Raw genomic sequence first — 25,000 nt, forward strand, 5'->3', positions numbered from 1 at the left:
CACGAAAGGCGTAACGACTTGGGCGCTGTCTCGAGGAGGGGCCCGGCGAAGTTGTAGTGCTCGTGAAGATGCGAGCTACCCGCGATTGGACGGAAAGACCCCGTGGAGCTTTACTGTAGCCTGTCACTGGACACTGGTAGTCTCTGTACAGGATAGGTGGGAGACTGAGAAGGTGGCGCGCCAGCGTCACTGGAGTCGGCGTTGGGATACCACCCTGAGACTAGTGGGGTTCTAACCTTAAGCCGTGAACCGGCTAAGGGACAATGGCAGGTGGGCAGTTTGACTGGGGCGGTCGCCTCCTAAAAGGTAACGGAGGCGCCCAAAGGTCCCCTCAGCGCGGACGGGAATCGCGCGAAGAGTGCAAAGGCAGAAGGGGGCTTGACTGTGAGAGAGACATCTCGAGCAGGGACGAAAGTCGGGCTTAGTGATCCGGCGGCAGTGAGTGGGAACGCCGTCGCTCAACGGATAAAAGCTACCCCGGGGATAACAGGCTGATCTCCCCCAAGAGTCCACATCGACGGGGAGGTTTGGCACCTCGATGTCGGCTCATCGCATCCTGGGGCTGAAGTAGGTCCCAAGGGTTGGGCTGTTCGCCCATTAAAGCGGTACGTGAGCTGGGTTCAGAACGTCGTGAGACAGTTCGGTCCCTATCCGTCGCGGGCGCAGGAGACTTGAGGGGAGCCATCCCTAGTACGAGAGGACCGGGATGGACGAGCCGATGGTGTACCAGTTGCACCGCCAGGTGCACAGCTGGGTAGCCAAGCTTGGAAGGGATAAACGCTGAAAGCATCTAAGCGTGAAGCCCACCCCAAGATAAGGTCTCCCACCCGAAAGGGGTAAGGCACCTTGTAGAAGACGAGGTAGATAGGCCGGGGGTGTAAGAGCGGAAACGCTTTTAGCTGACCGGTACTAATAAGCCGAGGACTTGACCCTGAAGGCTTTGTGTAGTTTTGAAGGTCTAAGTATCCGGTGGCGATAGCGGAGGGGAAACACCCGTTCCCATTCCGAACACGGAAGTTAAGCCCTCCAGCGCCGATGGTACTGCATAAGCGGGAGAGTAGGTCGCTGCCGGAATAAATGCTCCTCAGTAGCTCAAGGGTAGAGCAACCGGCTGTTAACCGGTAGGTTGTAGGTTCGAATCCTACCTGAGGAGCCAACTATTTTAGATAAAAATTTTTGATTTAGAAAAAGGAATTTAGTTAGATTTGTCGTATTTATATTAATAGAGAAATGACATTAATAGTTGACACGATGTAGTTATGTAATGTAAAATTAAAGTGTGCGGATGTAGCTCAGCGGTAGAGCATCAGCTTCCCAAGCTGAGGGCCGCGGGTTCAAATCCCGTCATCCGCTCCAAGAAAATGAAGGGTTCGAGGCATTTCATAAGATGCCCGAACCCTTTTTTGGTGCTTACTTTATATCTTGACATAATTTTATTTTTTTATAAAAATTTATTTGTACTGCCTCTACACAATAATTTTCAAATGAAGGTGAAAAAATGCTTACGGGAAAAGTGGCCATTGTAACCGGTGGTGCTGGAGATATAGGAAGACGCATATGTATTGAATTAGCAAAAGAAGGGGCTTCTGTTGCTATACACTACAATAGCAGTTACGAAAAAGCAGTGGAGCTTAGGGATTACATAAGAGAAAATTTCAGCTATGCAGAAATTTTCCAGGCGGATATAAGTAATAGAAAACAAGTGGACGAGATGATAGATGAGATTTACAGAAAATTTGGACGCATTGATTATTTGATTAACAACGCAGGAATTGCACAGATAAAACCTTTTGTAGAAATAACAGAAGAAGATTGGGACAGGATGATGAATGTCAACTTAAAAGGGCTTTTTAACTGTACTCAAAGTGTTTTAAGGTATATGCTCCCCAAAAAGCAAGGGAGCATAATAAACATTTCTTCAATCTGGGGAATTTCAGGGGCTTCCTGTGAAGTGCATTACTCCGCCTCTAAAGGAGGAGTTATAGCTTTTACTAAGGCTTTAGCAAAGGAATTAGGGCCTTCGAAAATAAGGGTAAATTGCATTGCGCCTGGAGTTATTGATACCCGGATGAATAACATTTTAAATGGAGAGGACAAAAAGCATCTTATTGAAGAAATACCTTTAATGAGCATAGGAAAACCTGAGGACGTGGCAAACGCAGTCTTGTTTTTGCTTTCTGATAAGGCGAATTTTATAACAGGTCAAGTGATTACAGTAGACGGGGGCTTTATATAGTTTCCTTTAATAAATTTACTTCTTCTTCTGTCAATTCTCTCCATTCTCCAGGCTCTAAATTTTCATCTAACTGGAGCTTTCCCATACAAAGCCTTTTAAGGTATAATACTTTCTTTCCTATTGCTTCAAACATTCTCTTTACCTGGTGGTATTTTCCTTCTGTGAGGTAAACATACACTTTGGAAATATCGGAAGATTCAATTATTTCTAACTGCGATGGCATTGTCCTGTATCCATCTTCAAGTATTACTCCTTCTTTAAATTTTTCTGCGTCTTTTTCAGTTATTTTTCCTAATACTTCGGCATAGTATTTTTTTACCACTTTTTTCTTTGGAGAAAGGAGTTTGTGGGCAAGCTCTCCGTCGTTTGTTATTATAAGTAGGCCTTCCGTGTCTTTATCAAGCCTTCCTACAGGAAAGACTTTTCTTAAAGCAATTTCCTCTGGAAGGAGGTCTATCACGGTTTCTTCGGATTTGTCGTGGGTTGCACTGATGACTCCTTGGGGTTTATTCATCATCACGTATATAAATTCTTTGTATTCTACTTTTTCCCCATCGAATAAGACCTCATCTTTTTCTGTATCTACGGTTTTAGAAGGGTCTAATACTATCTCTCCATTTACCTCTACTAAACCGTCTTTTATGTACTTTTTCACTTCTTTTCTTGTACCTATTCCCATATTTGATAGCAATTTGTCTAATCTCATTTTTGCCATAACAAACCCTCCTTTTGGTTGCTTTTTAATTATACCACATATTCTTTTCTTTAATTAACTTTACTTTTCAAGTAAATTTCCAGCATTTAAACTGGCTTAAACGTATAAGTGACAAATTAATGGATGATTTCGGATAAATTCAAGTAAAATGTCGAATAATTAAAGTAAATTTTACTTGATAATTAAATTTAAATGGAGTATAATTTTATATGAGAAAACGATTATCAGAGGTGTTGAGCTTGACCACCACAAGACGCAAAAGAGTCACAATGAAGGATATAGCAGAGAAATTAAATTTATCAATTAACGCTGTATCTTTAGCTCTGAATGACAAGGTAGGGGTGAGCGAAGAGACAAGGAAGTTAGTTATAAAAACTGCAGAAGAGATGGGGTATTTTGAGGAAAATCCATCGTTTTTATCAAAAAGCCATTTAAAAAACATATGTCTCATAATAGAAGAGAGAAATTTTAAAGATACTAATTTTTACACTAAGGTCATATGGGGAATTGAAAATGAAGCAAAGGCTAATGGATACGACGTTTTAGTTAATTTTATGAAAAAAGATTTATTTGAAATTCCATCTTGCATAGAAAACAGGAAGGTTTCGGGGATTTTGGTAGTGGGGACTATAAAAGACGAATTTCTTGCAGAAATTTTAAGCTACAATATTCCGACGGTTTTAGTAGACCACGCTTCTTTTATGTTTAGCACTGATGCCGTTCTTACACAGAATATTCCGGGGAGCTATAGAGGGACGAAGTACTTAATAGAAAAAGGGCATAAAAAAATTGGTTTTTTTGGAGAAAAAGACTTTTCTTTAAGCTTTAGAGAAAGATGGCTGGGATTTAAGGAAGCCATGAGAGACGCTGGTTTACCTGTAAATGAAGACTACTGCGTTACTGAGGATGTTGAAAGGCACGTGCTTAGTAAAAATTATGAGGAGGTTGCAAATAGATTAAAAAAATTAAAGGAATTTCCTACAGCTTGGGTTTGCAGTAATGACAGCAATGCTATAACTTTGTATAATGCCCTAAATATAATGGGTATAAAGGTTCCTAAAGATGTGTCTATTGTTGGCTTTGATGATATAGACATGTGCAATATTGTGACGCCGCCTTTGACTACTATACACATAAACAAAGAGCTTATGGGTATAAAAGCTGTAAAAAGGCTTTTGTGGCGCATGGACAATCCTAAAGAATTCCATGACCACATAAGAATGGAGGTGGGATTTGTAGAAAGACAATCTGTTAGAGAATTGCTGTAATTTAAATTCAATTAGGAAAGAAGAGGGGGAAAAACAATGAATAGCGTGCTTAAAAAATTTATTGCGATTTTTGTAATTGTTTTCTTTACAGCTGGGATTTTCGCCGGATGCGGTCAACAGACCAAACCGTCACAAGAGGCTACTCAAGAGACAAAGCCACAGGAAACCGTAAAAACTGGAGAAATAAGACTTGCTACAGATTGGCCATTTCCATTCCATGGCAATCCATTTGGTCCTGGCGGTGTAGGTGGTGCATGGTGGTTTGTATATGAACCCTTTGCTTATTACATTCCTCAGACAGGTGAATACATTCCTAGGTTAGCTGAGAGCTGGAAAGTGGAAGGAAACAAAGTTACAGTTAATTTGAGGAAAGATGCAAAGTTTAGCGATGGGGAACCTTTTACTTCCAAGGATGTAGTAAATACAGTAAATTTCATACAGGCGATGTGGCAGTGGCCTTATGACATAGAATCAGTAGAAGCACCTGATGACCATACAGTGGTATTCAATCTCTCAAAGACAAGTTCTTCATCCTTTGTGCATACCCTTCTGACAGATGGAGCGATGGCTTCTTTGGCGCCTGTGCATGTGTACAAAGATTTTGTAGACCAAGCTAAAGAAGTGGCTGACTTGGGTAAAAAGATATTCTATCTTCAGACAGAAGGAAAACCTGTTCCAGAAGATATGAAGACAGAGTATGAAAAGAAATCTGATGAATTTAGGAAGAAAGTCAATGATTTTGCGCCTTTTAAGACTTTGGGGAAATTGCCGGTGGTAGGTTCTTTTGAACCGGTAAAGGTTACGCAATCAGAAATGGAAATGAAAGCAAACAAATACCATTGGGCATCTTCTCAGATGAAAATTAATAGGGTTATCTTCAAGAAATGGTCTTCAAATGAGTTTGTATGGGCATCTTTAATCTCTAATGAAATTGATGCGGCTCATCCTTCTATGCCTAAAGATGTTGTAGAACAACTTTCTACATTGAATCCGAAATTGCACGTATTGACAGTTTCGGATCTATCAGATATATCACTGGTGTTTAACTTCAAGAAGCCTTTATTTAAAGACCTAAACTTGAGAAAAGCTATTGCTCATATTTTGGACAGAAACAAAATAAGAGATGTATCTGTGTGGCAAGCGAACAGCTATGAGAACTATGCTGACGGCATTTTAAAGAGCATGGAATCCAAATGGATAACCCAAGATACGTTGCAGAAACTTACAAAGTATAATACTGATACAGCTGCTGCAGAGGAAATATTGAAAAATGCTGGATACAAGAAAGTAGGAGATACATGGCAACAGCCTAATGGACAGCCTGTAGCGTTTACTCTGTCAGTATACGGTCCTCACAATGACTGGGTATTAGCTGCAAGAGAGGTAGTCCAAGAGCTTAATAGCTTTGGGTTTAAAGTGGAGATGAAGCTCATTCCTGAAGGGATGAGAGACCAAGTAATGAGAAGTGGAGATTATGACGCGGCTATTGAATTTGGTTCTGCATGGTGGGGTTATCCTCATCCTTTGACGGGTTATCAGAGATTGTATGACGGCGATGTGTCTGCAATAACCAGCTTCCCTGCAAAAGACAAGTATAACACACCTTGGGGAGAACTCTCGCCGTATGATTTAGTACTGGAATTGCAGAAGAATCTCCAGGATGAGAATAAAGCTATGGAGATAATACAACAGCTCGCATACATTACAAACGAGTATTTGCCAGTGATACCTCTTTATGAGAAAGTATTGCCTATTTACTACAATGACGGGTACAGAGTTACAGGATGGCCGTCAAAAGAAGACCCAATTTGGTCATTGGCGCCAGGAGGAATTGAGAGAGTATACGACCTTCTCATTACCACAGGTAAGCTAGTCCCAGTAAAATAACAAATAACAGGCGGGGATAAAAGATGAATTACTTTGTAAATAGACTATTGTATCTACTTGTAGTGTTTGTTATTGCCATAAGCGGGGTGTTTGTTTTAGTCAACAATATGCCAGGCGACCCCGCTTATGGCCTGGCTGTTTATATTGCCCAACAGAGGAATATGCAGTTTGAACAGGCGCTGGAGATAGCTCATAAGATGATGGGAATAGACCCTCATGAGTCTGTAGTAACAAGATATGTAAAATTTATGAACAATCTCTTAAGAGGGAATTTTGGTTATTCTACTTTTTACAACACTAGTGTAAATGAAATCATAGCGAGGGCTTTGCCTTGGACTTTATTTGTGATTTCTTTGGCGACTTTTATAAGTTTTAGTATTGGAATTTACCTGGGGGCATTTGCTGCTCAAAAAAGGGGTAAAACAATAGATACTCTTATTTCTACTCTCGCTAGTATAATTCAGGCAATTCCGCCTTTTATACTAGCAGTATTAATCTTATTTGTTTTCTCTGTAAGATTTAGACTTTTGCCTCTTGGAGGAGCTTATCCTGTGGATATGGAACCTTCTCTGTCGATAAGTTTTATCGGGAAGGTTTTACTTCACGCAGTTGGCCCCATTTTAGCTGTAGCTATACCTCAGATGGCTTCTTGGACTTTGTCTATGAGAGGTAACACTGCACAGGTTATGGAAGAAGATTTTATAAGATTTGCTGAAATGAGAGGATTAGCAGATTCTGTGATTGCCTCTAAGTATATAAGGAATAATGCAATGCTTCCATTAGTGGCAAGTCTGGCAATTGGGATAGGGTATATGTTAGGAGGACAAACACTTGTTGAATCAATATTTAATTATCCCGGAATAGGATTTTACTTTGGAAAGGCAATTGCAGTAAGAGACTTTGGGCTTTTAACAGGACTTTTTAGTTTAATTGTAATAGGTGTAATAGTGGCAACTTTTGTAGCAGATTTTGTGTACGCATTAATTGATCCGAGGGTGAAGTTAAAATGAGAAAAGAGAGTTTGAAAAATTTTTATTATGATTATATACAACCGCTTTTGGTTAATAAAAAATCATTAATTGGACTTATCATACTAACCTTCTTCATTTTGATGGCAACTGTTGGACCTCTAATTGTACCTTTAGATATGACTTCTAATTTTGCAGAAAGATATCAGAAGCCTTCTTTAAAGCATCCTTTTGGGACGGATTATTTCGGGGTGGACATTTTTCAACAAATTGTTCACGGTTCTAGATCTGTAATATCTCTTACAATGCTTGCTAGCTTTTTTGCAGTTCTTATAGGTACAGTAATAGGGGTTGCAAGAGGTTACTTAGAAGGGATTGTAGGCAGAGCAATAGATGCTATTATAATGGTTTTCTTGGTTATACCTTCTTTTCCTGCGCTTCTCATATTAGCGGCAGTATTTATGAATTACAATTTAAACGTGGTGGAAATCGCCTTGTTAGTGGCTGTTTGGCTATGGGCTCCACTAGCAAAGCAGATCTCTGCTCAAGTGCTTTCTTTGAAGTCTAAAGAGTTTGTTGAAGCTTCTAAAATGCTTAACATGCCTTTAAGATATATATTATTTAGTGATATTGCAAAACTTTTGATTCCCTACATTTTTATCAACTTTGTAATGCAGATAAAAGGAGCAATGGAATTTTCTGTTGGGCTTATGTTTCTAGGGTTAGCTAAATTTGACCCAACCCACTGGGGTATAATGTTAAATTACGCGCTCTATCAAGCAGGAGCCTTGTATACTGCTAAAGGATTTCACTATATATTTTTCATAATCTTAAACATAGTGCTTCTAATTTACGGCGGAATACTCTTATCACAAGGGGTTGAAGAAGTATTCAACCCGCGTCTTAGGGGGAATGAATAATTGAGCATAATCATAAGAGTTGAGGACTTAAGAGCAGTTTATTTAGTAAGAGAAGGGACTATAAAAGCTGCTGATGGGATTTCGCTAGATATTTTGGAAAACTCCGTAACTGCTATTGTAGGGGAGAGTGCTTCTGGTAAAAGCACTATAATTGAAGCTATGACAAAGACCCTTCCACCTAACGGTAGAATTTTATCAGGTAGAGTTTTATATAAAGGAAAAGACCTTCTTACTATGAGAGAAGAGGAATTGAGGAAGATTCGCTGGAAAGAGATTGCATTAGTACCGCAAGCTGCTCAGCAGTCTTTAAACCCGACAATGAAAGTAATAGAACATTTTAAAGATACAGTAGAAGCTCATGGGGTGAGATGGAGTCATAGCGAACTAATAGAGAAAGCTTCTGAAAAATTGAGAATGGTCAGATTAAACCCAGAGGCAGTATTAAATTCTTACCCTTTACAGCTTTCTGGTGGTATGAAGCAAAGGGTTTTGATCGCTCTGGCGCTTTTATTAGACCCAGTAGTTTTAATTTTAGATGAGCCTACTTCTGCATTAGATGTTTTAACACAGGCTCATATAATACAGCTTTTGAAAGAACTTAAAAAAATGTTGAAGATCACACTGATTTTTGTAACACATGACATTGCTGTAGCAGCGGAACTGGCGGATAAGGTCGCAGTTATATACGGCGGAAATTTAGTGGAGTACAACTCTACTTTTCAGATATTTAAAAATCCCCTGCATCCGTACACAAGAGGGCTTATAAATTCTATTATGGCTGTGAATGCAGATATGTCAAAGGTAAAGCCAATCCCAGGAGATCCGCCTAGCCTTTTAAATCCACCTTCTGGGTGCAGATTTCATCCAAGATGTGAATATGCTATGGAAATATGCAAAAAAGAAAAACCCAAATGGATAAGGTTAGATGGAGAAGCGCACGTGGCATGTCATTTGTATGAAGAAGGGAGACCATTAAAATGAGCAAGATAATTGAAATTAAAGATGTAAGCAAAGTATTTTCCAGAGGCTTTTTTAAAAAGAAACACAGAGTGGTTTTAGAAGACATAAATTTAGAGATCTCAAAGGGAGATAGGCTTGTCATAGTAGGAGAAAGCGGAATGGGGAAAACAACTCTTGCGCGTATAATGGCAGATTTAGAAAAACCTTCTTCTGGGGAAGTTTTGTGGTTTGGGGAGGACATACACAAAATAGACAAAAGAAGAAGAAAGGAATTGAGAGGAAAAGTTCAATACGTTCACCAAGACCCTTATGCTTCTTTGCATCCAGCGAAAACTATATACAAGGTAATTGCAGACCCTTTGGCGAATGCCCAGAGAGTAAATGGGAAAACTCTTTATCAAAGGACAAAAGATTTACTGGAAAAGATAGGCCTTGTGCCAGCAGAATACTTTTTTAACAAATATCCTCACCATTTATCAGGTGGAGGCAGACAGAGATTGGCTATTGCTAGAGCTTTAACTACGGACCCAGAGGTTATAATTGCCGATGAACCTATAAGCATGATTGATATGTCATTAAGGGCAGCTATAATAAAACTTTTTAAAGATTTAAATGACCTTTACGGAATAGCAGTTGTGTTAGTTCTTCACGATATAGGAGCTGCAAAGTACTTTACTTTTGAAAAAGGAGAAATTGTTGTACTCTACGGCGGGAAGATAGTGGAAAAAGGAAGAGGAATCAGGATATTGGAAAATCCAGCTCATCCTTATACAAGAGTTTTGATAAACTCCAGTCCTATTGCAGACCCTGAGCTTGCTAGGAATAGAGTATTAGAGCAGTTGAGGTCTTATGATGTGCCTATAAGAACTAAAGAGAGCAAAGGGTGTCCTTTTGCTCACGCCTGCAACTATTACACTGAGAAGTGCAAAGAAGAAGTTCCGCCTTTGGTTACTATAGAAGAGGGACATCAAGTAGCCTGTCATGTCTTTGGAAAGTAAAGGTGAGAAAGTGTGAATGAAAAGTTGGCTTTTTCTATTTCTATATTAGTAGTTTTCTTATCTGTACTTTGGATGGTTGCTTTTAGAAAAAGCGGCGGAGAATTTTTGCTCGTATTAGCTTCTGTGTTTTTTTCATTGCTTACTGTTTTGATGATAATGGCAAATAAGTACAAGAAAAAAAGATGAGGAGAAATTTTAATTGAACAGAAAAAGTAATGGAGGAGATGAGATGGATATCTTCAAAAGAACCTTTATCCTAGGAGCTAATTACTGGCCAAGAAATCACGGGATTGAAATGTGGAAAGAGTGGAATTATGAGGAGATAAAAAAGGAATTTATAGAAGCCAAAAACTTGGGGCTTAATGTCATGAGGATAAATCTTTTTTGGGAGGATTTTCAACCTCAGCCGGATGTAATTTCTGAAGAAGCCATACAAAAATTTGACGAGCTTATAAAAATATGCAATGAAGTAGACATGAGAATTGCTCCCACTTTTTTTGTGGGACATATGAGCGGAGAGAATTGGGATGTTCCGTGGCGGGAAGGAAAAAATATATACAGCGATTCTTACATGCTAAGATACCAGCTCAAGCTAGTGAGGTTTTTTGCCGAAAGATATAAAGATCAAGATGCTATCCTGTTTTGGGACCTGTCAAATGAGCCAGACAACTACGTAAAAGCAAATTCAAGGCATGATGCGTGGCTTTGGAATTATGTTTTGTCAAATGAGATAAAAAAGTATGACAAAAAACATCCTGTGACGCTGGGAATTCACCAAGCTTCCCTTCTTACAAATAATAATTTCTATCCAGAAGACATGGCGGAAGGAAATGATTTTCTGTGTATGCATTTTTATCCCATATACACAGATGTTTGTTTAGACCCTGTCAACTCTACAAGAAGCACTTATATGGCTCCTTTTTCTGTGAAATTGACTAAAGGGATGGGGAAAAAAGATGTTTTAATGGAGGAATTTGGAGCTACAACCTTGATGATGGGAGAAGAGGTAGAAGGGGATTATTACAGGGTAGTGCTATACAGTCTTCTGGCAAATGGATCTATCGGTGCTATTGCCTGGTGTTTTGGGGATTTTTCTGTAGGAAAAAGACTACCTTATAATTCTACTCCTTTTGAAACTCAATTTGGCATTACTACAGTGGAGGGCAGACCTAAAAAAGCTGCTCTTGAGATGAAGGCATTTTCTGAATTTTTAAGGGAAGTAGAATATGAGAAGTTAAGACCTAAGGAAAGCGATGCAGCGATTATAATTCCTGATAAATACTATGAAGCTTTGTTTGTGGGGAAAGATTACACGCCGGAGAGGAATTTTAGAATTTTACTCAATAGCTTTATATTGGCAAAACAAGCAGGACTTGATGTGGACTTGATAAGACCGGAGGATGATTTTAAAAAGTATAAACTCTTGATAGTGCCATCTGCCTATAGGAAGGGGCATTTGACTTACTCCCAATGGCTTAAGGTCATGGAGTTTGTCAAAGAAGGTGGGACTCTCTACCTTTCTTACGATGGAATCGCTATTGAAGGTTTTGAAGAGGTTTTTGGCGTAAAAATAGAATATTTCATGGTGCCAAGAGAGGAAAATGTAGAAATTGAATCAGAAATTTTGCCTGCTAGGCTTGAGTTTAAGGCTTTACCTTCTAACAAAAGGCTTATTTTAAAGCCGATAAAAGGAGAAACAATAGCAAAAGATAAAGAAGGCAATCCTTCAATAATAGTAAATCAGTATGGAAAAGGAAGAGCAATTCTTGTGACCTATCCAATAGAGCTTTATCTAAGTTACATGCCAGATGTATATAAGAGCAATGAATCTTTTAAGATTTATCAACTTGCAAAAAGATTAGCTGGCATTGTTTATGAAGTGGAGGTAGATTCGCCGTATGTGGAAGTAAAAGAATTTAACTTTGAAAACAGAAAATTAATTTTGCTTATAAACCACGAAAATGAGGAGGTGAGGATTGGGGTAAAATTAAAAGATAAAGGGAGGTTTAATGAGAAAATTGAAGATTTAGTGAATAAAAGAGAGATTAACCCTGAAAACTTCGCTATAGCACCCAATGGAGTAGTTGCATTTTGGCTTAAAAAGGGGGTATAAATAATGTTCAGATTGGAAAGATTAAGGGATAAGCCTATCCTCTCTCCAATAGAAGAACACGAATGGGAAAGGGCTGCGGTTTTTAATGCTGCTGCTATATACGAAGATGGGAAAGTGCACCTTTTTTACAGAGCCTCTAACAATAAATTTGTGTTAAATATCGAAAAACCGCAGGAAGAAAATAAATTCGTGTCCTCTATTGGATATGCTGTAAGTGAAGATGGCATTAATTTTCAGAGATTTGACAAGCCTATCCTTGTGGGGGAAACTCCTCAGGAGGCTTGGGGTGTAGAAGACCCCCGAATCACAAAGCTAGAAGGAAAATACTATATGCTCTATACTGGATTTGGAGGTAGGGACTGGTTAGATTTTAGAATCTGCATGGTATGGTCAGAGGACCTAAAAAGCTGGGAAGGACATAGAATAGTATTAGATGAACCTAATAAAGATGCAGCACTTTTGTCCGAAAAAATAAATGGCAAGTATGTACTTTTTCACAGGCGAATGCCTGACATCTGGATTGCTTATTCAGAAGATTTGGTTAACTGGCATGACCATAAAATTATAATGTCTCCTAGGAAGGGATGGTGGGACTCTAAGAAAATAGGCATAGCGGGACCCCCACTCAAGATGGAAGATGGCTGGCTTTTAATCTACCACGGAGTCGATGAAAACAACGTGTACAGGCTGGGAGCAGCGCTTTTGGACTTGAAGGACCCGTCAAAGGTTATAGCAAGGCAAGAAGAACCTATTTTAGAGCCGGAGTTACCTTGGGAAAAAGAAGGATTAGTGCCAAACGTGGTATTTAGCTGCGGCGCTGTGGAGATAGATGGAGTATTCTACGTCTACTACGGTGCAGCTGATACGTGCATAGGCGTTGCAGCTGTGGAAAAACAAAAAGTAAAATTTTAAAAAGGAGTGTAAAAAGTGATAAAGTTAAGGAGATTATCGGATAAGCCTGTTCTTGTGCCAAAACCAGAGAACGAGTGGGAAAGAGCTGCAGTTTTTAACACGGCAGCGATTTATGACAATGGACTTTTCCACCTCATATACAGAGCTACAGATTTAGGGCCTCATATCAAGTATGGAAGGTATATCTCAAGATTGGGATATGCTGTGAGCAAAGATGGGATAAATTTTATGAGACTTGACAAACCAATCATGACAAATGAGACTGAGCAAGAATTAAGAGGATTGGAAGACCCGAGAATAGTCAAGATTGACGGCATTTACTATATGATGTACACGGCTTTCGGAGATAGATTCAAAGATGACTACAGAATTTGCCTTGCTACTTCTAAAAACTTGATAGACTGGGAGAGAAAAGGCGTAGTACTGGATGAACCTAATAAGGACGCTTCTTTGTTCCCTGAAAAAATTAATGGAAAATACGTAATGCTCCATAGGAGATACCCAGACATATGGATAGCTTTCTCAGAAGATTTGAAAAACTGGTATGGACATAAGCCGATAATAAAACCTATTCCTGGCACTTGGGAGAGCGCTAGAGTAGGAATAGGGGGTCCCCCAATAAAGACGGAAAAAGGATGGTTTCTGATATACCACGCGGCAGATGACAACAACGTTTATAGATTAGGTGCAGCACTTTTAGATTTGGAAGACCCGACAAAGGTGATAGCAAGGCAAAAAGAGCCAATTTTAGAGCCAGAACTTCCCTGGGAAAAGGAAGGGTATATACCAAATGTAGTTTTCAGCTGTGGCAATGCAGTAAAAGACGACACAATATATGTATACTATGGAGGAGCAGACACTGTAATTGGAGTGGCAGTTTTGAATATGGAGGACATAAAATTTGATACTAGACAAATTACACTCCTTACTTTATAATTTTCATTGAAGGCAAAAAGTCTCCGGCATCTTCGGAGACTTTTTAAATTGTTCAAAATTGTGATATCGTTTACTGTATTTAAGCTGGGGGGATTTTATGGGTTTTAAAATGCCAAAAGACATAACAGAAGGAATGAGTAGTTTAGGAAAAGCTAAATCAGAGCTTTCTATTTCTAAATTGCTTGTGCTGGGGTTTTTAGGAGGAGCGTACATAGCTTTAGGAGGGCTTTTAGCAATTAGAGCGGCAGGAGCCTTGCCTGACTCCTTTGGAAGCCTTCAAAAATTTATATTTGGAGCAGTATTTCCTTTGGGGCTTATTCTTGTGGTAATAGCGGGAGCAGAACTGGTCACAGGAAATATGATGACACAGCCCATGGCTTATTTTGATAGAAAAATAGACTTGAAAGGCCTTTTAAAAAACTGGACTTTTGTTTACATAGGGAACTTTATAGGTTCAGTGTTTGTCGCATATTTTTTGGCTTATAAAACGGGGCTTATAATGGAAGTGGCAAAAATGGGGGAAATACCAAAAGCACTCCCATGGGCTTTATATGCAGTAAAAATAGCGAACGCTAAAGTGAGCTTATCGTGGTGGCAGGCATTTTTAAGAGGTATAGGGTGTAATTGGCTGGTCGCTTTGGCCGTGTGGATGGCCTATTCTGCTGAGGATATAATAGGCAAGATTTTTGCCATATGGTGGCCTATAATGGGTTTTGTCGCTATAGGCTTTGAACATTCAGTGGCTAATATGTTTTTTATTCCTCTCGGAATATATGCAGGACAAGACCCTCTTTATGTTAATTTTGCAAAAAGTGCAGAAGGAATACTTTTAAATGTACCTATTCTGAAAGCTACATGGGAGAATTTTATAGTAAATAATTTGATACCTGTAACTCTAGGTAACATAGTAGGAGCGGGATTTTTTGTGGCTACAATCTACTGGTATGTATATAGAAAATAAGTGGTACTTTATAAAGTGCCACTTATTTTGTAAATATTTTACTTAGGAAGGCTTGACATTCCACATTTTCTCAATTATAATATCTTATAGATTAATTTTATCTACAAATCTATTAGCAGCCCAATCATTAGAGTGCTAATATCGCTTTTGCCCTTCCAACCTTCATGTCTTGTTCTTCAACTAAAGCCATTTTTACAAAAAAGGAGGGGTTTTTATGAAGGCGCTTCTTCTAGCGGGGGGACTGGGAACCAGGTTAAGGCCCCTTACTGACGATTTGCCAAAGCCTATGGTTCCTATAATGGGAAAGCCGCTTTTGGAGCGCATTATTTTAAATCTTAAAAAAAGTGGAGTAGACGAAGTGGTCATAAGCACTCATTATAAATCCGACTACATTGAAAACTACTTCAAAGGCAAGAGCAAAGAACTAGGGGTAAAGATTCATTATGTCACAGAAGAGACTCCTTTAGGCACGGGAGGAGCTATAAAAAATGCTGAAAAGTTTTTTGACGACACTTTCTTAATTCTCAACTCCGATATAGTGAGCGATATAGACTATGCAGACTTGGTGAAATATCACAAGAGAAGGAGAGCACAGGTTACTATTGCTTCCATAGAAGTGAGAGATACTTCCCAGTACGGGGTCATAGAGTTTGACAGCAAGGGTTTTATCACTGCTTTTAAAGAGAAGCCAAAGCCTGGGGAGTCAAATTCTAAGTATATAAATGCAGGAGTTTATGTGTTTGAGCCGGAGGTCTTAAAGGAAATTCCAGCTAACACTCAGGTATCTGTAGAAAGGGAAACATATCCTTTGCTTCTTTCAAAAGGCTATAAAATGGCTATATATAAGTTTACTGGCTATTGGATGGACATAGGGACTGTGGACAAATATAAAAAGGTACATGAAGACATCCTCAAAGGCAAATCTAGATTTGTAGCAGGATTGTCCACGAGAGGGATAATCCTCGGAGAGAATGTGAAAATCCACCCTACAGCCAGTGTAATTGGGCCAGCCTATATTGGGGATAATACAGAAGTTGATGCTTATGCTACTGTAGGGCCTTACACTGTGATAGGCAGTAACTGCAGGATAGGACAGGAGAGCAAGGTTTCCAATAGCGTGCTGTGGGACAACATAAAGGTGAGAAGATTTGCAAGATTGGAAAATAGCGTGGTTACCTCGGAATGCGTAGTGGAAGTGAATATGGAGATTAAAAACACGGTTTTTACTGCTAATAAGTTAGCTGATATTACGCTCACACCTTGATACTAAGTAAAAGGGGGGATACTTGTGAGCATCTTGGGGAGAAATATAGCTTTTTTGAGCACTTATCCTCCAAGGGAATGTGGAATAGCGACTTTTACTCAGGATTTGGTGAATGAAATAAAAAAGATAAAACTTATAAATTTTGCTGGCGTGATAGCCATAAATGACCACAAGAGATACGACTATGATGAGGATGTGATATATGAGATAAACCAATTTGAAAGGGAGGACTATTTGAAGCTTGCGGAAAAGCTCAACGAATCTAACGTAGACCTTCTCATAATAGAGCACGAATACGGGATATTTGGGGGAGAAAGCGGCGAATATCTGCTTGATTTGGTGGACAATCTCTCAATACCATTTGCGGTGACTGTTCATACAGTGCTTTTAAATCCTAATGAAAAGCAATTAAAAATTTTAAAAGAGCTTGGGCAAAAGAGCGCCAGAGTAATAACAATGGCTAAAAATACAATTCCTCTTCTGGAGAAAATCTATGAAATACCTTCTCACAAAATCACATTTATACCTCATGGAGTTCCAACCCTTCCTGTACTTCCAAAAGAGACTTTAAAAGAAAGATACGGTTTTAAAGGGAGAAGGATAATAAGCACCTTTGGACTTATAAATCCTGGGAAAGGGATAGAGTACGGAATAGAAGCCATAAGCATGGTAGCTAAGAAGTACAAAGATGTACTTTACCTGATTTTAGGGCAGACCCATCCCAATATAAAGAGACTGTACGGGGAAGAATATAGAGAAAAACTACAGAAAATGGTAAAAGATTTGGGAGTAGAAGACAACGTGAGATTTGTAGATAAGTACTTAACTAAGAGAGAAATATTGGAATATCTCAAAATGTCTGATATATACATGACTCCTTACCTCAACAAAGAACAGGCAGTAAGCGGCACACTGGCTTATGCAGCAGGACTTGGTAAAATAATAATTTCCACTCCATACATGTATGCAGAGGAGATTTTAGGGAACGGAAGAGGCCTCCTTGCTGATTTCAGAAGTGCAAAATCTTTAGCAGAAAAGATTGAGTATGTATTTGAACATCCAGAGGCCAGAGCCAGAATGGAGAGTGAGATGAAAAAGCTTGGCAGTACTATGACATGGAATAACGTGGCTTACAGGTACGTGATAATGATTTTGTCCGTTTTGGACGTAAAATCAAGGGAGGAAGTGGTCATATAAAGGAGGGGGTTTAAATGAGAGTTGCGACTAAATACGCTCACCTTTTCACTCTAACGGACGATACAGGGATTTTTCAGCACTCCCTCTATTCCATTCCTGACCCTTCCAAGGGTTATACGACAGATGATAACGCTAGAGCAGCTATAGCGGCTACCATGCTGTATCAAGTTTACAGAGAAGAAGTGTACCTCTCTCTTCTTAGAAGATACCTTTCTTTCTTGATTTACGCCCAAAACGAGGAAGGATTTTTCAGAAACTTCATGAATTACAATAGAGAGTTTACAGAAAAGAAAGGGTCTGAAGACTGCTTTGGAAGAAGTCTTTGGGCTTTAGGGTATCTTCTAAATGTGCCTTTTTCTGATGAATCCTATCACAACGTCGCTATCAGGCTTTTAGAAAAAGCACTTTTCAACGTCAAAAAACTTTATTCTTTGAGGGGGAAGGCTTATTCATTAATAGGACTTTCTCTTATTTACAATTCAGAGGCTTTTGAATTTGACAGAGGAGAGATAAGAGACTTGGTAAAATCCCTTTCACAGGATTTATTGAAAAGCTACTACAAAAATAGAGAAGAGAATTGGAAATGGTTTGAAGACCAGATGACTTATAGCAATGCAATTTTGCCTTGGTCTTTACTAAAGGCTTATACTGTAACCAAAGATGAAGAAGTACTCCGAGTAGCAAAGGAATCCATGGATTTTTTAGGAAGTGTGACTTTTAAAGATGGGTATTTCAAACCGATTGGGTGCAAAGGATGGTACAAAAAAGGAGGGAAAAGGGCGGAATTTGACGAACAGCCTATAGAAGCCTGTGAAAGTGCTCTCATGTATATAGAAGCTTATAGAGTTTTTGGGGAAGAAGAGTATTTAAATAAGGCTAAAAAATGTTATAGATGGTTTTTAGGTGAGAATTCACAAAATATTTCTTTAGTAGATGAAGAGACGGGCGGTTGCTATGATGGGATCACAGAAGACGGAGTAAATTTAAACGAAGGTGCAGAGAGTTTAATCTCCCTTATAATGACTGACATGGTAGTAAATCACAGTTCAAAAGTCTTTAAATAAACCTATTTCTCTTTTTCTTTTCCTTTTGCAAAATTTTTGTAGAAGGAGGAGAAAGGGATGAAAGTAGGTGTTTTTTGGAGAAGATTCAGAAATGTCGAGCTTCAAAGAAGACTTACACCTGATAAAGTCTATGACGATGCCTATGACGAAGCTTATCATCACTATGAAGCATTAAAAGAAGCAGGATTCGATGCAGTCCTCATAGAATGGAAAGATGACCCTATCAAAACTTACGAGGTCATTCAAAAAGAAGAAGTAGACATAATTTTTAATGCCTCTAGCTTGAAGGAAATAGAATTTTTGGAACTATTTAATATACCCTATGTAGGTTCTGGTATTGATTTGGCGGCAACAGATAAAAGGATGAGAAAAGACATTGTAGCTGCTCACGGTCTTCCCACCCCTAAATATGTGGTGGCATACAGTGCGAATGAAATTCCTTCTGTAGACCATTTAAGGTTTCCGCTTTTTGTAAAACCTATAATGGGAAGAGGGAGTGCAGGGATAGATGAGGAAAATATAGTGTACGATAAGTCTAGGCTTCCAAAGGTTGTGAGCAAGATAACTGAAAAGATAGGTCAGCCTGCTCTTATTGAAGAGTTTATTGAAGGAAGGGAAGTAACCGTAGGGATAATAGGTTATAGGAATCCGATAGTATTGCCCCTTTTAGAGATAGGTTATAATAATGTCAAGACAAATACCTATGAACACAAAATGTTTGACAATGAAATAATAAAATGCCCAATGGAAGTGCCAGAAGAAATTGAAAAAAGGATAAAGGATACAGCTCTTAGAATTTTTAAAGTTTTGAATGCAAGGGATTATGCGAGAATAGATATGATTTTAGGTAAAGACAATGTGCCTTATTTCCTAGAGCTCAACACTTATGCTGGACTCACTACCGCAGTAGAAAGAGGGGAAAAACATGTACACCACGGCTATATGGGATATATGGCAAAAGCTGCTGGCATGACTAGGAAAGAGTTTATAGGAAAAATCTTAGAGAGCGCCCTTGAAAGGTATGGCTTTGAAGATAAAGAATTACTTTTAGCGTGAACTTGATTTTTGTGCGGAGTTTATATACACTTTGAGTAAGGCATGTTTTTGCCTTATTTTCTTTTTTAGTTAGAAAGGAGGGAATTTTATGAATTTTAAAGATAAAGTTGTAATAGTAACAGGGGGAGGACAGGGGATTGGAAGATGTATTGCTCAGACTTTTGCTAGCAAAGGAGCAAAAGTAGTCATTGCAGAAATTGACGATGAGGCAGGGCTGGAGAATGAAGAGTACATAAGAAAAAATGGAGGAGAGGCGCTTTTTGTACATACAGATGTGGCTTTAGAGGAAGATGTAAAAAATATGGTAAATAAGACTATAGAGACCTACGGCAAAATCGATATTTTAATAAACAATGCAGGGATAGGTTCTGGAGGTACGATTTACACCAGACCCATGGAAGAATGGGATAGGGTCATAAATGTTAACTTAAAAGGAGCTTACATGTGCGCAAAGTATGTAGCTCCCCATATGAGGGATAATGGGGGAGGGGTTATAATAAACATAGCCTCCACAAGAGCCTTTATGTCAGAGCCTCACACAGAACCTTATTCTGCCTCAAAAGGAGGGCTTATAGCTTTAACTCACTCTCTTGCAATAAGTTTAGCTTATGATAAAATAAGAGTGAATTCTATAAGTCCTGGCTGGATTGAAGTATCTGAATGGAAGAAATCGAGAGAAGCTAAAAAGCCGGAGCTGACTGAACAAGATCATCTACAGCATCCGGCAGGGCGAGTAGGTAAACCGGAAGACGTGGCAAATGCGTGCCTTTTCTTGTGTTCTGAGGAAGCTTCTTTTATAACAGGTGCAAATTTGATTGTCGACGGCGGCATGACAGTAAAAATGATTTATCTGTAGAGGAAAGGAAAGAAAATGAGCAGTACGAAAGAGAGGATATTTAAGGCTGCTTTAGAGACTTTTTCTAAAAGAGGATTTTACAAGGCTACTATGGATGAGATTGCTGAGGCTGCTGGAGTTGCCAAGGGAACTCTTTATTACCATTTTAAAAGCAAGGACGATATATTGGATTTTTTGATAGATGAGGGCATAAAGAGGTTAAAGCAACAAGCAATAGAGGAAATAAGCAAGGTGAATGGCGCAATTGAAAAACTCAAAAGGATTGTTTTTGTTCAGACCAATTTTCTTTATAAAAATCACGATTTTATAATAGTGCTTTTGAGTCAAATATGGGGGCACGGAGATGTTCCGCGAAGATTTAGAGAAAAACTTTCAACTTATTTGGAGATTATTGAAAAGGTAGTTAAAGAGGGAAAGGAACAAAAACTTTTGGCGGATTGTAATGAAAAACTAGTGGCAGCGGCGTTTTTTGGCATGACAACTTCGATTCTTGCACTAAAAGTCATAAGAGAAGAAGAAACTGTCGATACTCAAGAAATAACTGATACAGTCTTCAATTTTGCCCTAAATGGTTTGAAATTTTATCACTGACACCTCGAAAGAGGTGTTTTTTGTTGACTTTTAAAAGGACGGCGAATATAATATTTATTGTACTGACTGGTCAGTATAAATTTTAAAGTGGGGAGGGGAGAAATAGTTGGAATTAGTAGTAAAAAATGATACAATTTTAATTAGGTGATGATGAATCTTAAATTAAAGAGCTGTATGATGTAAGCAGGATTACTCTAATAAACTGGGGAAAGGAAGGATTAATAACCCCAACAAAGGGGCAAAAAACATGATAGTAATACAGGCTAAACTCATTTTTCTAAACCAACAAGACAAACAAATAGTATTAGACTTAATGAGAAGATGGTCATCCTGCATGAGATTTGCATACAAAAGGCTTCTAGAAGGTTATGATAGAAAAACACTAAAAAGAGACCTTCAGGGAACATTTGACTTAAACTCAAGATATGTAGATGATGCAATAATGAAAGCAAGAAGCACACTGGAATCTGCTAGACAATTAGACAATAATCCAAAGAAAGTCATTTTTGGAGGAAGAGACTTATTTGGAAAACTTCAAAAGCGCCATATAAACGGGAAAGCATATGAAAAATTAAAAATTAGGTGGCAGGAGAAGAGAAAAGGAAATCTCTATTCAAGAGGAGATAAAAGCAAAAAAGGAAATCTCAACACAAGAATAGAAGTAAAAGAAAATGGTACTTTCTTAAGGATAAATGTAGGGGAAAGAAAATATGTATATGCGAAGATACAGGCGGGATGGAAGAAAAATAAAAATAGAGAAGGGATACTTCAGGAAATTGCAAAATCAAACATACCCTATTCTGTAGAATTAAAACTCAAAAATGGCAGTATATACGCCTATTTTGCTATTGAAGAAGAATATCCAGAAGTAAAAATAACAAAAGAAAAAGGAGTCATAGGAATAGATACAAATGCATATCCAGAAAACATATCATGGGTAGAAGTAGATGAAAAAGGTAATCTAATAAGCTATGGGAATATACCAATGCCAGAGCTTGCAAGTGGCAGTAAAGACAAAAAAGAATATTTCAGATGGCACTATGCTCATGAAATAGTAAAGATAGCAAAAGAAAAAGGAAAAGCAATTGTAATTGAGGGATTAGAAATAAAAGAAAAAGGCAAAAGAGGAGACTTTTCAGGGAGAAAATCAAGGAGGATAAGACATAGCTTTAGCTATAAATCACTTCTTTCAAAAATAAAAACACTAGCAAAAAGAGAAGGGATAGAAGTAATAGAGGTAGACCCTTCTTACACATCAATAATAGGCATGTTGAAATATGCACCGCAGTATATGATAACAAAAGATATAGCAGCAGCCTATGTAATAGCAAGAAGAGGATTAGGCAAAGAAGAAAAGATACCGGATAATTATATAAAATTTCTCCACGCATTGACTGTAGAAGAATTAGAAGAATTAAAAGAGTACGTAAAAAATACTGTCAAAAACAAGTATTTGAAGAAAAGGCACTTAAAAGAGATAAACAGAGCAATAAAATTTTTACAAAGCCTTGAGAGTGAGCCAGGAAGGGTGCTAGAACCTCTGGATGGAACAAGTTTTAGTACCTATGATTTCTGGCAAGTTCTCAAGGTAGCGGTGGTGACTCCACTCTCTCCTGAGAAAGTACCAAGAGACTTCTCTGCCCTAAAAAAACTATTAATTCAGGGCAAGTGGGGAGACTCGTAAGGGCGTGAGTTCCTGCTTCTTGGGGCAGGGGCTATGGCTTTCCCAAATACCGCCTGCTGGGGCTGGGAAAGTCTGAAGGGCGGACTACAAATACCCCAGCTATCTAAACTGTACATTTTTGTACAGTTTGGGTAACCAGGAACTTTCCCAATGGAACTTTTGCCTAAATTTTTCAATGTGATAAATCCTTACTTGCCGATGACTTACGGAGTAGCAGGGCTAAGAGAAGCAATATCTGGAGACAATATAAGTCTAATACTTCACAACATCTCCATTATCGCAGGATTTGGTGCATTGTTTTTGCTTTTTACAATTCTTCTAGCTGAACGAGTAGACAAAATAGAGATAGTGCAAAAATTAAGGCAGATGTGACAGTTAAAAGCGCCGAAAAAGCAATATTCAAGAGCTTTTTCGGCGCTTGTTTATTCTTATTTTTTCTTCTCATTGTCTACAACCCAAGTGCGGCAGAAGGTGCATACAGGTGAGACAGAGGGGAAACCGCATACTTCACAGTTTACTTTTGGGGGGCGGGCCTGAGTGCCCTCAAATAAATAAGCATACTTCGTGTAATTTTTATAAAAAGACCTTTTAATTCCTGGTGACTTTTCTTCGAGCATGTCCAAAGCTTCTTGGTATCTATTGTATTTTGCTTCTCTTCCGTAAGGGCACTTTGCTTCTACAGGCTTTATGTTGTGAAGTTTGGCGAAAGCTATTATTTCATCTTCGGACTGGAATGCAAGGGGTTTTATTTTTTTAGCAAAACCAGGTTCTGCTGGCAGAGTTGGGACACCTTTGGCTAAGTGGTGTAAGTCCCATCTCATGAGGTTTGCTAATAAAAGTTTTGCCATATCGTCCAAAGTATGGCCAGTTGCTAAAGCATCAGCGTTTACGGATAAAGCGTATTCGTTCATCAAGTGCCTTTTTGTTACTCCGCATATAGCGCATATCCTGTCCTGCCTCTTTGCTACTTCTGGGATGTCCTTACCATATCTTTCCTTTAAGTCTACTATTTCAAGAGGGATATCGTGTTCTTTGCAGAAGTTTTCCACAACTTCTCTGGATCGAGGAGAGAAGTCGTTTTGAGTAATTCCAAGGTCTACGAAAAAGCCGAGGACTTCGTACCCCAGCCTTTTTAGGACATAGGCAGTCACTAGAGAATCTTTCCCGCCAGAAATTGCTACCACTACTCTTCCTTTTGGAGGGAGCATTTTATACTTTTCAATTGTTTTTGAAACCTGTCTTAAAAAGAATGCGTCCAAGTGCTCTTCGCAGAAAGCAGAGTTATGGGCTGGGAATTTGACGATGGCGGGTTTCCCGCATACTGTGCACTTCAATTTAAAAACCTCCTTTCATTTATTTATGAGCATTTTTTAAAGGACTATGCGATAAACCATTATAAGAGATTTTCAAAGAAATTGCAAAATTGATATTAAAAACAGCGCAAAAAAATAGTATCATAAATCATATAAAAGGTAATTTAGGGGTGAAAGTTTTGAGGGAGATAAAAGCTAGTCAAATTGTGGAAGTTGTCAAAAAGCTGTGTATTGAAGCGAATTATAATTTACCGGATGATATATTAAAAGGGCTCAAAATCCGGAAGAAGGAGGAAAAAAGTCCTTTAGGCCAAAAAATTCTTGAAGATATAATTTTAAATGCTGAAATAGCTATGCAAGAGAAAATGGCTATATGTCAGGATACAGGAATGGCCGTGGTTTTTGTAGAGATAGGACAAGAAGTACGCGTTGTAGATGGAGATTTGGAAGAGGCTATAAATGAAGGAGTGAGATTGGGTTATAAAGAGGGATATTTGAGAAAGTCTGTTGTGAAAAGCCCTATAGAAAGAATTAACACAGATGACAACACTCCTGCTATAATACATTATCGTGTGTGTAGAGGAGATAGACTCATTATAACTGTAATGCCAAAAGGAGCTGGCAGCGAAAATATGAGTGCTTTGAAGATGTTAAAGCCTTCAGATGATTTAGAAGGGGTAAAAAGATTTGTAATAGAGACTGTGGAAAAATCCGGTCCTAACGCTTGTCCTCCTCTGATTGTGGGGGTTGGTCTTGGAGGAGATTTTGAATATGCAGCCTATCTAGCGAAAAAAGCACTGTTGAGGAAAGTCGGCGAAAGGCATCAGGATATTTTAATTGCTAGGTTGGAAGAAGAGCTTTTAAATGAGATAAACTCTTTAGGCATTGGGCCGATGGGCCTTGGAGGGACTACTACTGCCCTAGATGTCCACATAGAAGTATATCCTACCCACATTGCTTCTTTGCCTGTTGCAGTAAATTTGGGATGCCATGCTACGAGACACGCTACTTTTGTATTATAATTATGTTTGGAGGGAAAACATGTACAGAAAATTAAATACACCTTTACTAGATGAAGTAACAGTACAATTGAAAGCAGGG

24 protein-coding genes, 2 tRNA genes, 2 rRNA genes and 1 pseudogene (2 of these 29 only partly in view) are annotated in these 25,000 nt (G+C 38.7%); 27 read left to right on the forward strand and 2 right to left on the reverse strand.

Annotated elements, in window-relative coordinates; all coding sequences use genetic code 11:
* From TTE_RS00250 to ymfI, 5 genes are all read left to right on the forward strand, one after another.
* Positions 1–933, forward strand: a 23S ribosomal RNA gene (locus TTE_RS00250); it begins 2,034 nt to the left of the window's first position.
* A gap of 32 nt (positions 934–965) precedes the next feature.
* Positions 966–1,074, forward strand: a 5S ribosomal RNA gene (gene rrf / locus TTE_RS00255).
* Between the two features lie 7 nt (positions 1,075–1,081).
* A tRNA-Asn gene (locus TTE_RS00260) sits at positions 1,082–1,156 on the forward strand.
* Between the two features lie 125 nt (positions 1,157–1,281).
* A tRNA-Gly gene (locus tag TTE_RS00265) sits at positions 1,282–1,356 on the forward strand.
* A gap of 142 nt (positions 1,357–1,498) precedes the next feature.
* The gene (gene ymfI / locus TTE_RS00270) at positions 1,499–2,236 is read left to right on the forward strand and encodes an elongation factor P 5-aminopentanone reductase (RefSeq protein ID WP_011024572.1); all 738 of its coding nucleotides are present in this window, start codon (positions 1,499–1,501) and stop codon (positions 2,234–2,236) included.
* On the opposite strand, the gene TTE_RS00275 is transcribed toward ymfI, so the two are convergent.
* Entirely contained in the window at positions 2,229–2,951 is a 723-nt protein-coding gene (locus TTE_RS00275) for a pseudouridine synthase (protein WP_009610537.1), read from the reverse strand. The genes ymfI and TTE_RS00275 overlap by 8 nt on opposite strands.
* A 209-nt stretch (positions 2,952–3,160) precedes the next feature.
* Here TTE_RS00275 and TTE_RS00280 point away from each other — a divergent pair, with 209 nt between their 5' ends.
* The 20 genes and pseudogenes from TTE_RS00280 (at position 3,161) to TTE_RS00365 (ending at position 22,958) form a co-directional block, all read left to right on the forward strand.
* The gene (locus tag TTE_RS00280; RefSeq protein WP_009610543.1) at positions 3,161–4,219 is read left to right on the forward strand and encodes a LacI family DNA-binding transcriptional regulator; all 1,059 of its coding nucleotides are present in this window, start codon (positions 3,161–3,163) and stop codon (positions 4,217–4,219) included.
* A gap of 36 nt (positions 4,220–4,255) precedes the next feature.
* Complete coding sequence (locus TTE_RS00285) at positions 4,256–6,106, forward strand: ABC transporter substrate-binding protein (RefSeq protein ID WP_011024573.1); 1,851 nt, start codon at positions 4,256–4,258, stop codon at positions 6,104–6,106.
* Positions 6,107–6,129: 23 nt separating this feature from the next.
* Positions 6,130–7,116 (forward strand): ABC transporter permease, encoded by a 987-nt coding sequence (locus TTE_RS00290; protein ID WP_009610540.1) that lies wholly within the window; start codon positions 6,130–6,132, stop codon positions 7,114–7,116.
* The gene (locus TTE_RS00295) at positions 7,113–7,994 is read left to right on the forward strand and encodes an ABC transporter permease (protein ID WP_011024574.1); all 882 of its coding nucleotides are present in this window, start codon (positions 7,113–7,115) and stop codon (positions 7,992–7,994) included. The genes TTE_RS00290 and TTE_RS00295 overlap by 4 nt, the downstream gene beginning before the upstream one ends.
* Complete coding sequence (locus tag TTE_RS00300; protein WP_009610546.1) at positions 7,995–8,975, forward strand: ABC transporter ATP-binding protein; 981 nt, start codon at positions 7,995–7,997, stop codon at positions 8,973–8,975.
* Positions 8,972–9,952 (forward strand): ABC transporter ATP-binding protein, encoded by a 981-nt coding sequence (locus tag TTE_RS00305; protein ID WP_011024575.1) that lies wholly within the window; start codon positions 8,972–8,974, stop codon positions 9,950–9,952. Before TTE_RS00300 ends, TTE_RS00305 begins: the two co-directional genes overlap by 4 nt.
* A gap of 12 nt (positions 9,953–9,964) precedes the next feature.
* Positions 9,965–10,138 carry a hypothetical protein gene (locus TTE_RS13875; protein WP_011024576.1) on the forward strand — a complete coding sequence of 58 codons (174 nt, stop codon included), beginning with the start codon at positions 9,965–9,967 and terminating at the stop codon, positions 10,136–10,138.
* Between the two features lie 43 nt (positions 10,139–10,181).
* The gene (locus TTE_RS00310; RefSeq protein ID WP_041587252.1) at positions 10,182–12,065 is read left to right on the forward strand and encodes a beta-galactosidase trimerization domain-containing protein; all 1,884 of its coding nucleotides are present in this window, start codon (positions 10,182–10,184) and stop codon (positions 12,063–12,065) included.
* A gap of 3 nt (positions 12,066–12,068) precedes the next feature.
* The gene (locus TTE_RS00315) at positions 12,069–12,977 is read left to right on the forward strand and encodes a glycoside hydrolase family 130 protein (RefSeq protein ID WP_009610545.1); all 909 of its coding nucleotides are present in this window, start codon (positions 12,069–12,071) and stop codon (positions 12,975–12,977) included.
* Positions 12,978–12,992: 15 nt separating this feature from the next.
* Positions 12,993–13,913, forward strand: a complete 921-nt coding sequence (locus TTE_RS00320; RefSeq protein WP_009610538.1) for a glycoside hydrolase family 130 protein — start codon at positions 12,993–12,995, stop codon at positions 13,911–13,913.
* A 97-nt stretch (positions 13,914–14,010) separates the two neighbouring features.
* A complete protein-coding gene (locus TTE_RS00325; protein ID WP_011024578.1) occupies positions 14,011–14,874 on the forward strand; it encodes a formate/nitrite transporter family protein in 864 nt (287 codons plus the stop codon).
* Between the two features lie 214 nt (positions 14,875–15,088).
* Entirely contained in the window at positions 15,089–16,138 is a 1,050-nt protein-coding gene (locus TTE_RS00330) for a sugar phosphate nucleotidyltransferase (RefSeq protein WP_011024579.1), read from the forward strand.
* Positions 16,139–16,162: 24 nt separating this feature from the next.
* Complete coding sequence (locus TTE_RS00335) at positions 16,163–17,335, forward strand: glycosyltransferase family 4 protein (protein ID WP_011024580.1); 1,173 nt, start codon at positions 16,163–16,165, stop codon at positions 17,333–17,335.
* A 14-nt stretch (positions 17,336–17,349) separates the two neighbouring features.
* Positions 17,350–18,399, forward strand: a complete 1,050-nt coding sequence (locus TTE_RS00340) for a glycosyl transferase (RefSeq protein ID WP_011024581.1) — start codon at positions 17,350–17,352, stop codon at positions 18,397–18,399.
* Positions 18,400–18,456: 57 nt separating this feature from the next.
* Positions 18,457–19,455: a D-alanine--D-alanine ligase family protein gene (locus TTE_RS00345; RefSeq protein WP_011024582.1), complete on the forward strand. Its 999-nt coding sequence runs from the start codon at positions 18,457–18,459 to the stop codon at positions 19,453–19,455.
* An 88-nt stretch (positions 19,456–19,543) separates the two neighbouring features.
* Complete coding sequence (locus TTE_RS00350) at positions 19,544–20,311, forward strand: SDR family oxidoreductase (protein WP_011024583.1); 768 nt, start codon at positions 19,544–19,546, stop codon at positions 20,309–20,311.
* Positions 20,312–20,326: 15 nt separating this feature from the next.
* Positions 20,327–20,902, forward strand: a complete 576-nt coding sequence (locus TTE_RS00355; RefSeq protein ID WP_011024584.1) for a TetR/AcrR family transcriptional regulator — start codon at positions 20,327–20,329, stop codon at positions 20,900–20,902.
* A gap of 161 nt (positions 20,903–21,063) precedes the next feature.
* Positions 21,064–21,147, forward strand: a pseudogene (locus tag TTE_RS14540) (IS607 family transposase); the annotation flags it as partial.
* Between the two features lie 2 nt (positions 21,148–21,149).
* Entirely contained in the window at positions 21,150–22,586 is a 1,437-nt protein-coding gene (locus tag TTE_RS00360; RefSeq protein WP_011024585.1) for an IS200/IS605 family accessory protein TnpB-related protein, read from the forward strand.
* Between the two features lie 150 nt (positions 22,587–22,736).
* Complete coding sequence (locus TTE_RS00365) at positions 22,737–22,958, forward strand: hypothetical protein (protein ID WP_011024586.1); 222 nt, start codon at positions 22,737–22,739, stop codon at positions 22,956–22,958.
* 56 nt (positions 22,959–23,014) lie between these two features.
* Here the strand turns inward: TTE_RS00365 and TTE_RS00370 are convergent, their stop codons facing one another.
* A complete protein-coding gene (locus tag TTE_RS00370) occupies positions 23,015–23,920 on the reverse strand; it encodes an ATP-binding protein (protein ID WP_011024587.1) in 906 nt (301 codons plus the stop codon).
* 158 nt (positions 23,921–24,078) lie between these two features.
* Between TTE_RS00370 and TTE_RS00375 the strand changes: the two genes are divergently transcribed.
* A complete protein-coding gene (locus TTE_RS00375) occupies positions 24,079–24,921 on the forward strand; it encodes a fumarate hydratase (RefSeq protein WP_011024589.1) in 843 nt (280 codons plus the stop codon).
* Between the two features lie 19 nt (positions 24,922–24,940).
* Positions 24,941–25,000: the 5' end (the start) of a Fe-S-containing hydro-lyase gene (locus tag TTE_RS00380; protein WP_011024590.1), read on the forward strand. The gene runs 492 nt beyond the window's last position; only the first 60 of its 552 coding nucleotides appear in the window; its start codon is at positions 24,941–24,943; its stop codon lies beyond the right edge, outside the window.

The sequence above is a fragment of the Caldanaerobacter subterraneus subsp. tengcongensis MB4 genome (assembly GCF_000007085.1).
Taxonomy (GTDB): Bacteria; Bacillota; Thermoanaerobacteria; order Thermoanaerobacterales; family Thermoanaerobacteraceae; genus Thermoanaerobacter; species Thermoanaerobacter subterraneus.

What these genes read in the sequence shown, in the direction of transcription:
- ymfI (WP_011024572.1), top strand. Translation starts at nt 1,499, where the DNA reads ATGCTTACGGGAAAAGTGGCCATTGTAACCGGTGGTGCTGGAGATATA.
- TTE_RS00275 (WP_009610537.1), bottom strand. Translation starts at nt 2,951, where the DNA reads ATGGCAAAAATGAGATTAGACAAATTGCTATCAAATATGGGAATAGGT.
- TTE_RS00280 (WP_009610543.1), top strand. Translation starts at nt 3,161, where the DNA reads ATGAGAAAACGATTATCAGAGGTGTTGAGCTTGACCACCACAAGACGC.
- TTE_RS00285 (WP_011024573.1), top strand. Translation starts at nt 4,256, where the DNA reads ATGAATAGCGTGCTTAAAAAATTTATTGCGATTTTTGTAATTGTTTTC.
- TTE_RS00290 (WP_009610540.1), top strand. Translation starts at nt 6,130, where the DNA reads ATGAATTACTTTGTAAATAGACTATTGTATCTACTTGTAGTGTTTGTT.
- TTE_RS00295 (WP_011024574.1), top strand. Translation starts at nt 7,113, where the DNA reads ATGAGAAAAGAGAGTTTGAAAAATTTTTATTATGATTATATACAACCG.
- TTE_RS00305 (WP_011024575.1), top strand. Translation starts at nt 8,972, where the DNA reads ATGAGCAAGATAATTGAAATTAAAGATGTAAGCAAAGTATTTTCCAGA.
- TTE_RS00310 (WP_041587252.1), top strand. Translation starts at nt 10,182, where the DNA reads ATGGATATCTTCAAAAGAACCTTTATCCTAGGAGCTAATTACTGGCCA.
- TTE_RS00315 (WP_009610545.1), top strand. Translation starts at nt 12,069, where the DNA reads ATGTTCAGATTGGAAAGATTAAGGGATAAGCCTATCCTCTCTCCAATA.
- TTE_RS00325 (WP_011024578.1), top strand. Translation starts at nt 14,011, where the DNA reads ATGGGTTTTAAAATGCCAAAAGACATAACAGAAGGAATGAGTAGTTTA.
- TTE_RS00330 (WP_011024579.1), top strand. Translation starts at nt 15,089, where the DNA reads ATGAAGGCGCTTCTTCTAGCGGGGGGACTGGGAACCAGGTTAAGGCCC.
- TTE_RS00340 (WP_011024581.1), top strand. Translation starts at nt 17,350, where the DNA reads ATGAGAGTTGCGACTAAATACGCTCACCTTTTCACTCTAACGGACGAT.
- TTE_RS00345 (WP_011024582.1), top strand. Translation starts at nt 18,457, where the DNA reads ATGAAAGTAGGTGTTTTTTGGAGAAGATTCAGAAATGTCGAGCTTCAA.
- TTE_RS00350 (WP_011024583.1), top strand. Translation starts at nt 19,544, where the DNA reads ATGAATTTTAAAGATAAAGTTGTAATAGTAACAGGGGGAGGACAGGGG.
- TTE_RS00355 (WP_011024584.1), top strand. Translation starts at nt 20,327, where the DNA reads ATGAGCAGTACGAAAGAGAGGATATTTAAGGCTGCTTTAGAGACTTTT.
- TTE_RS00360 (WP_011024585.1), top strand. Translation starts at nt 21,150, where the DNA reads ATGATAGTAATACAGGCTAAACTCATTTTTCTAAACCAACAAGACAAA.
- TTE_RS00365 (WP_011024586.1), top strand. Translation starts at nt 22,737, where the DNA reads ATGGAACTTTTGCCTAAATTTTTCAATGTGATAAATCCTTACTTGCCG.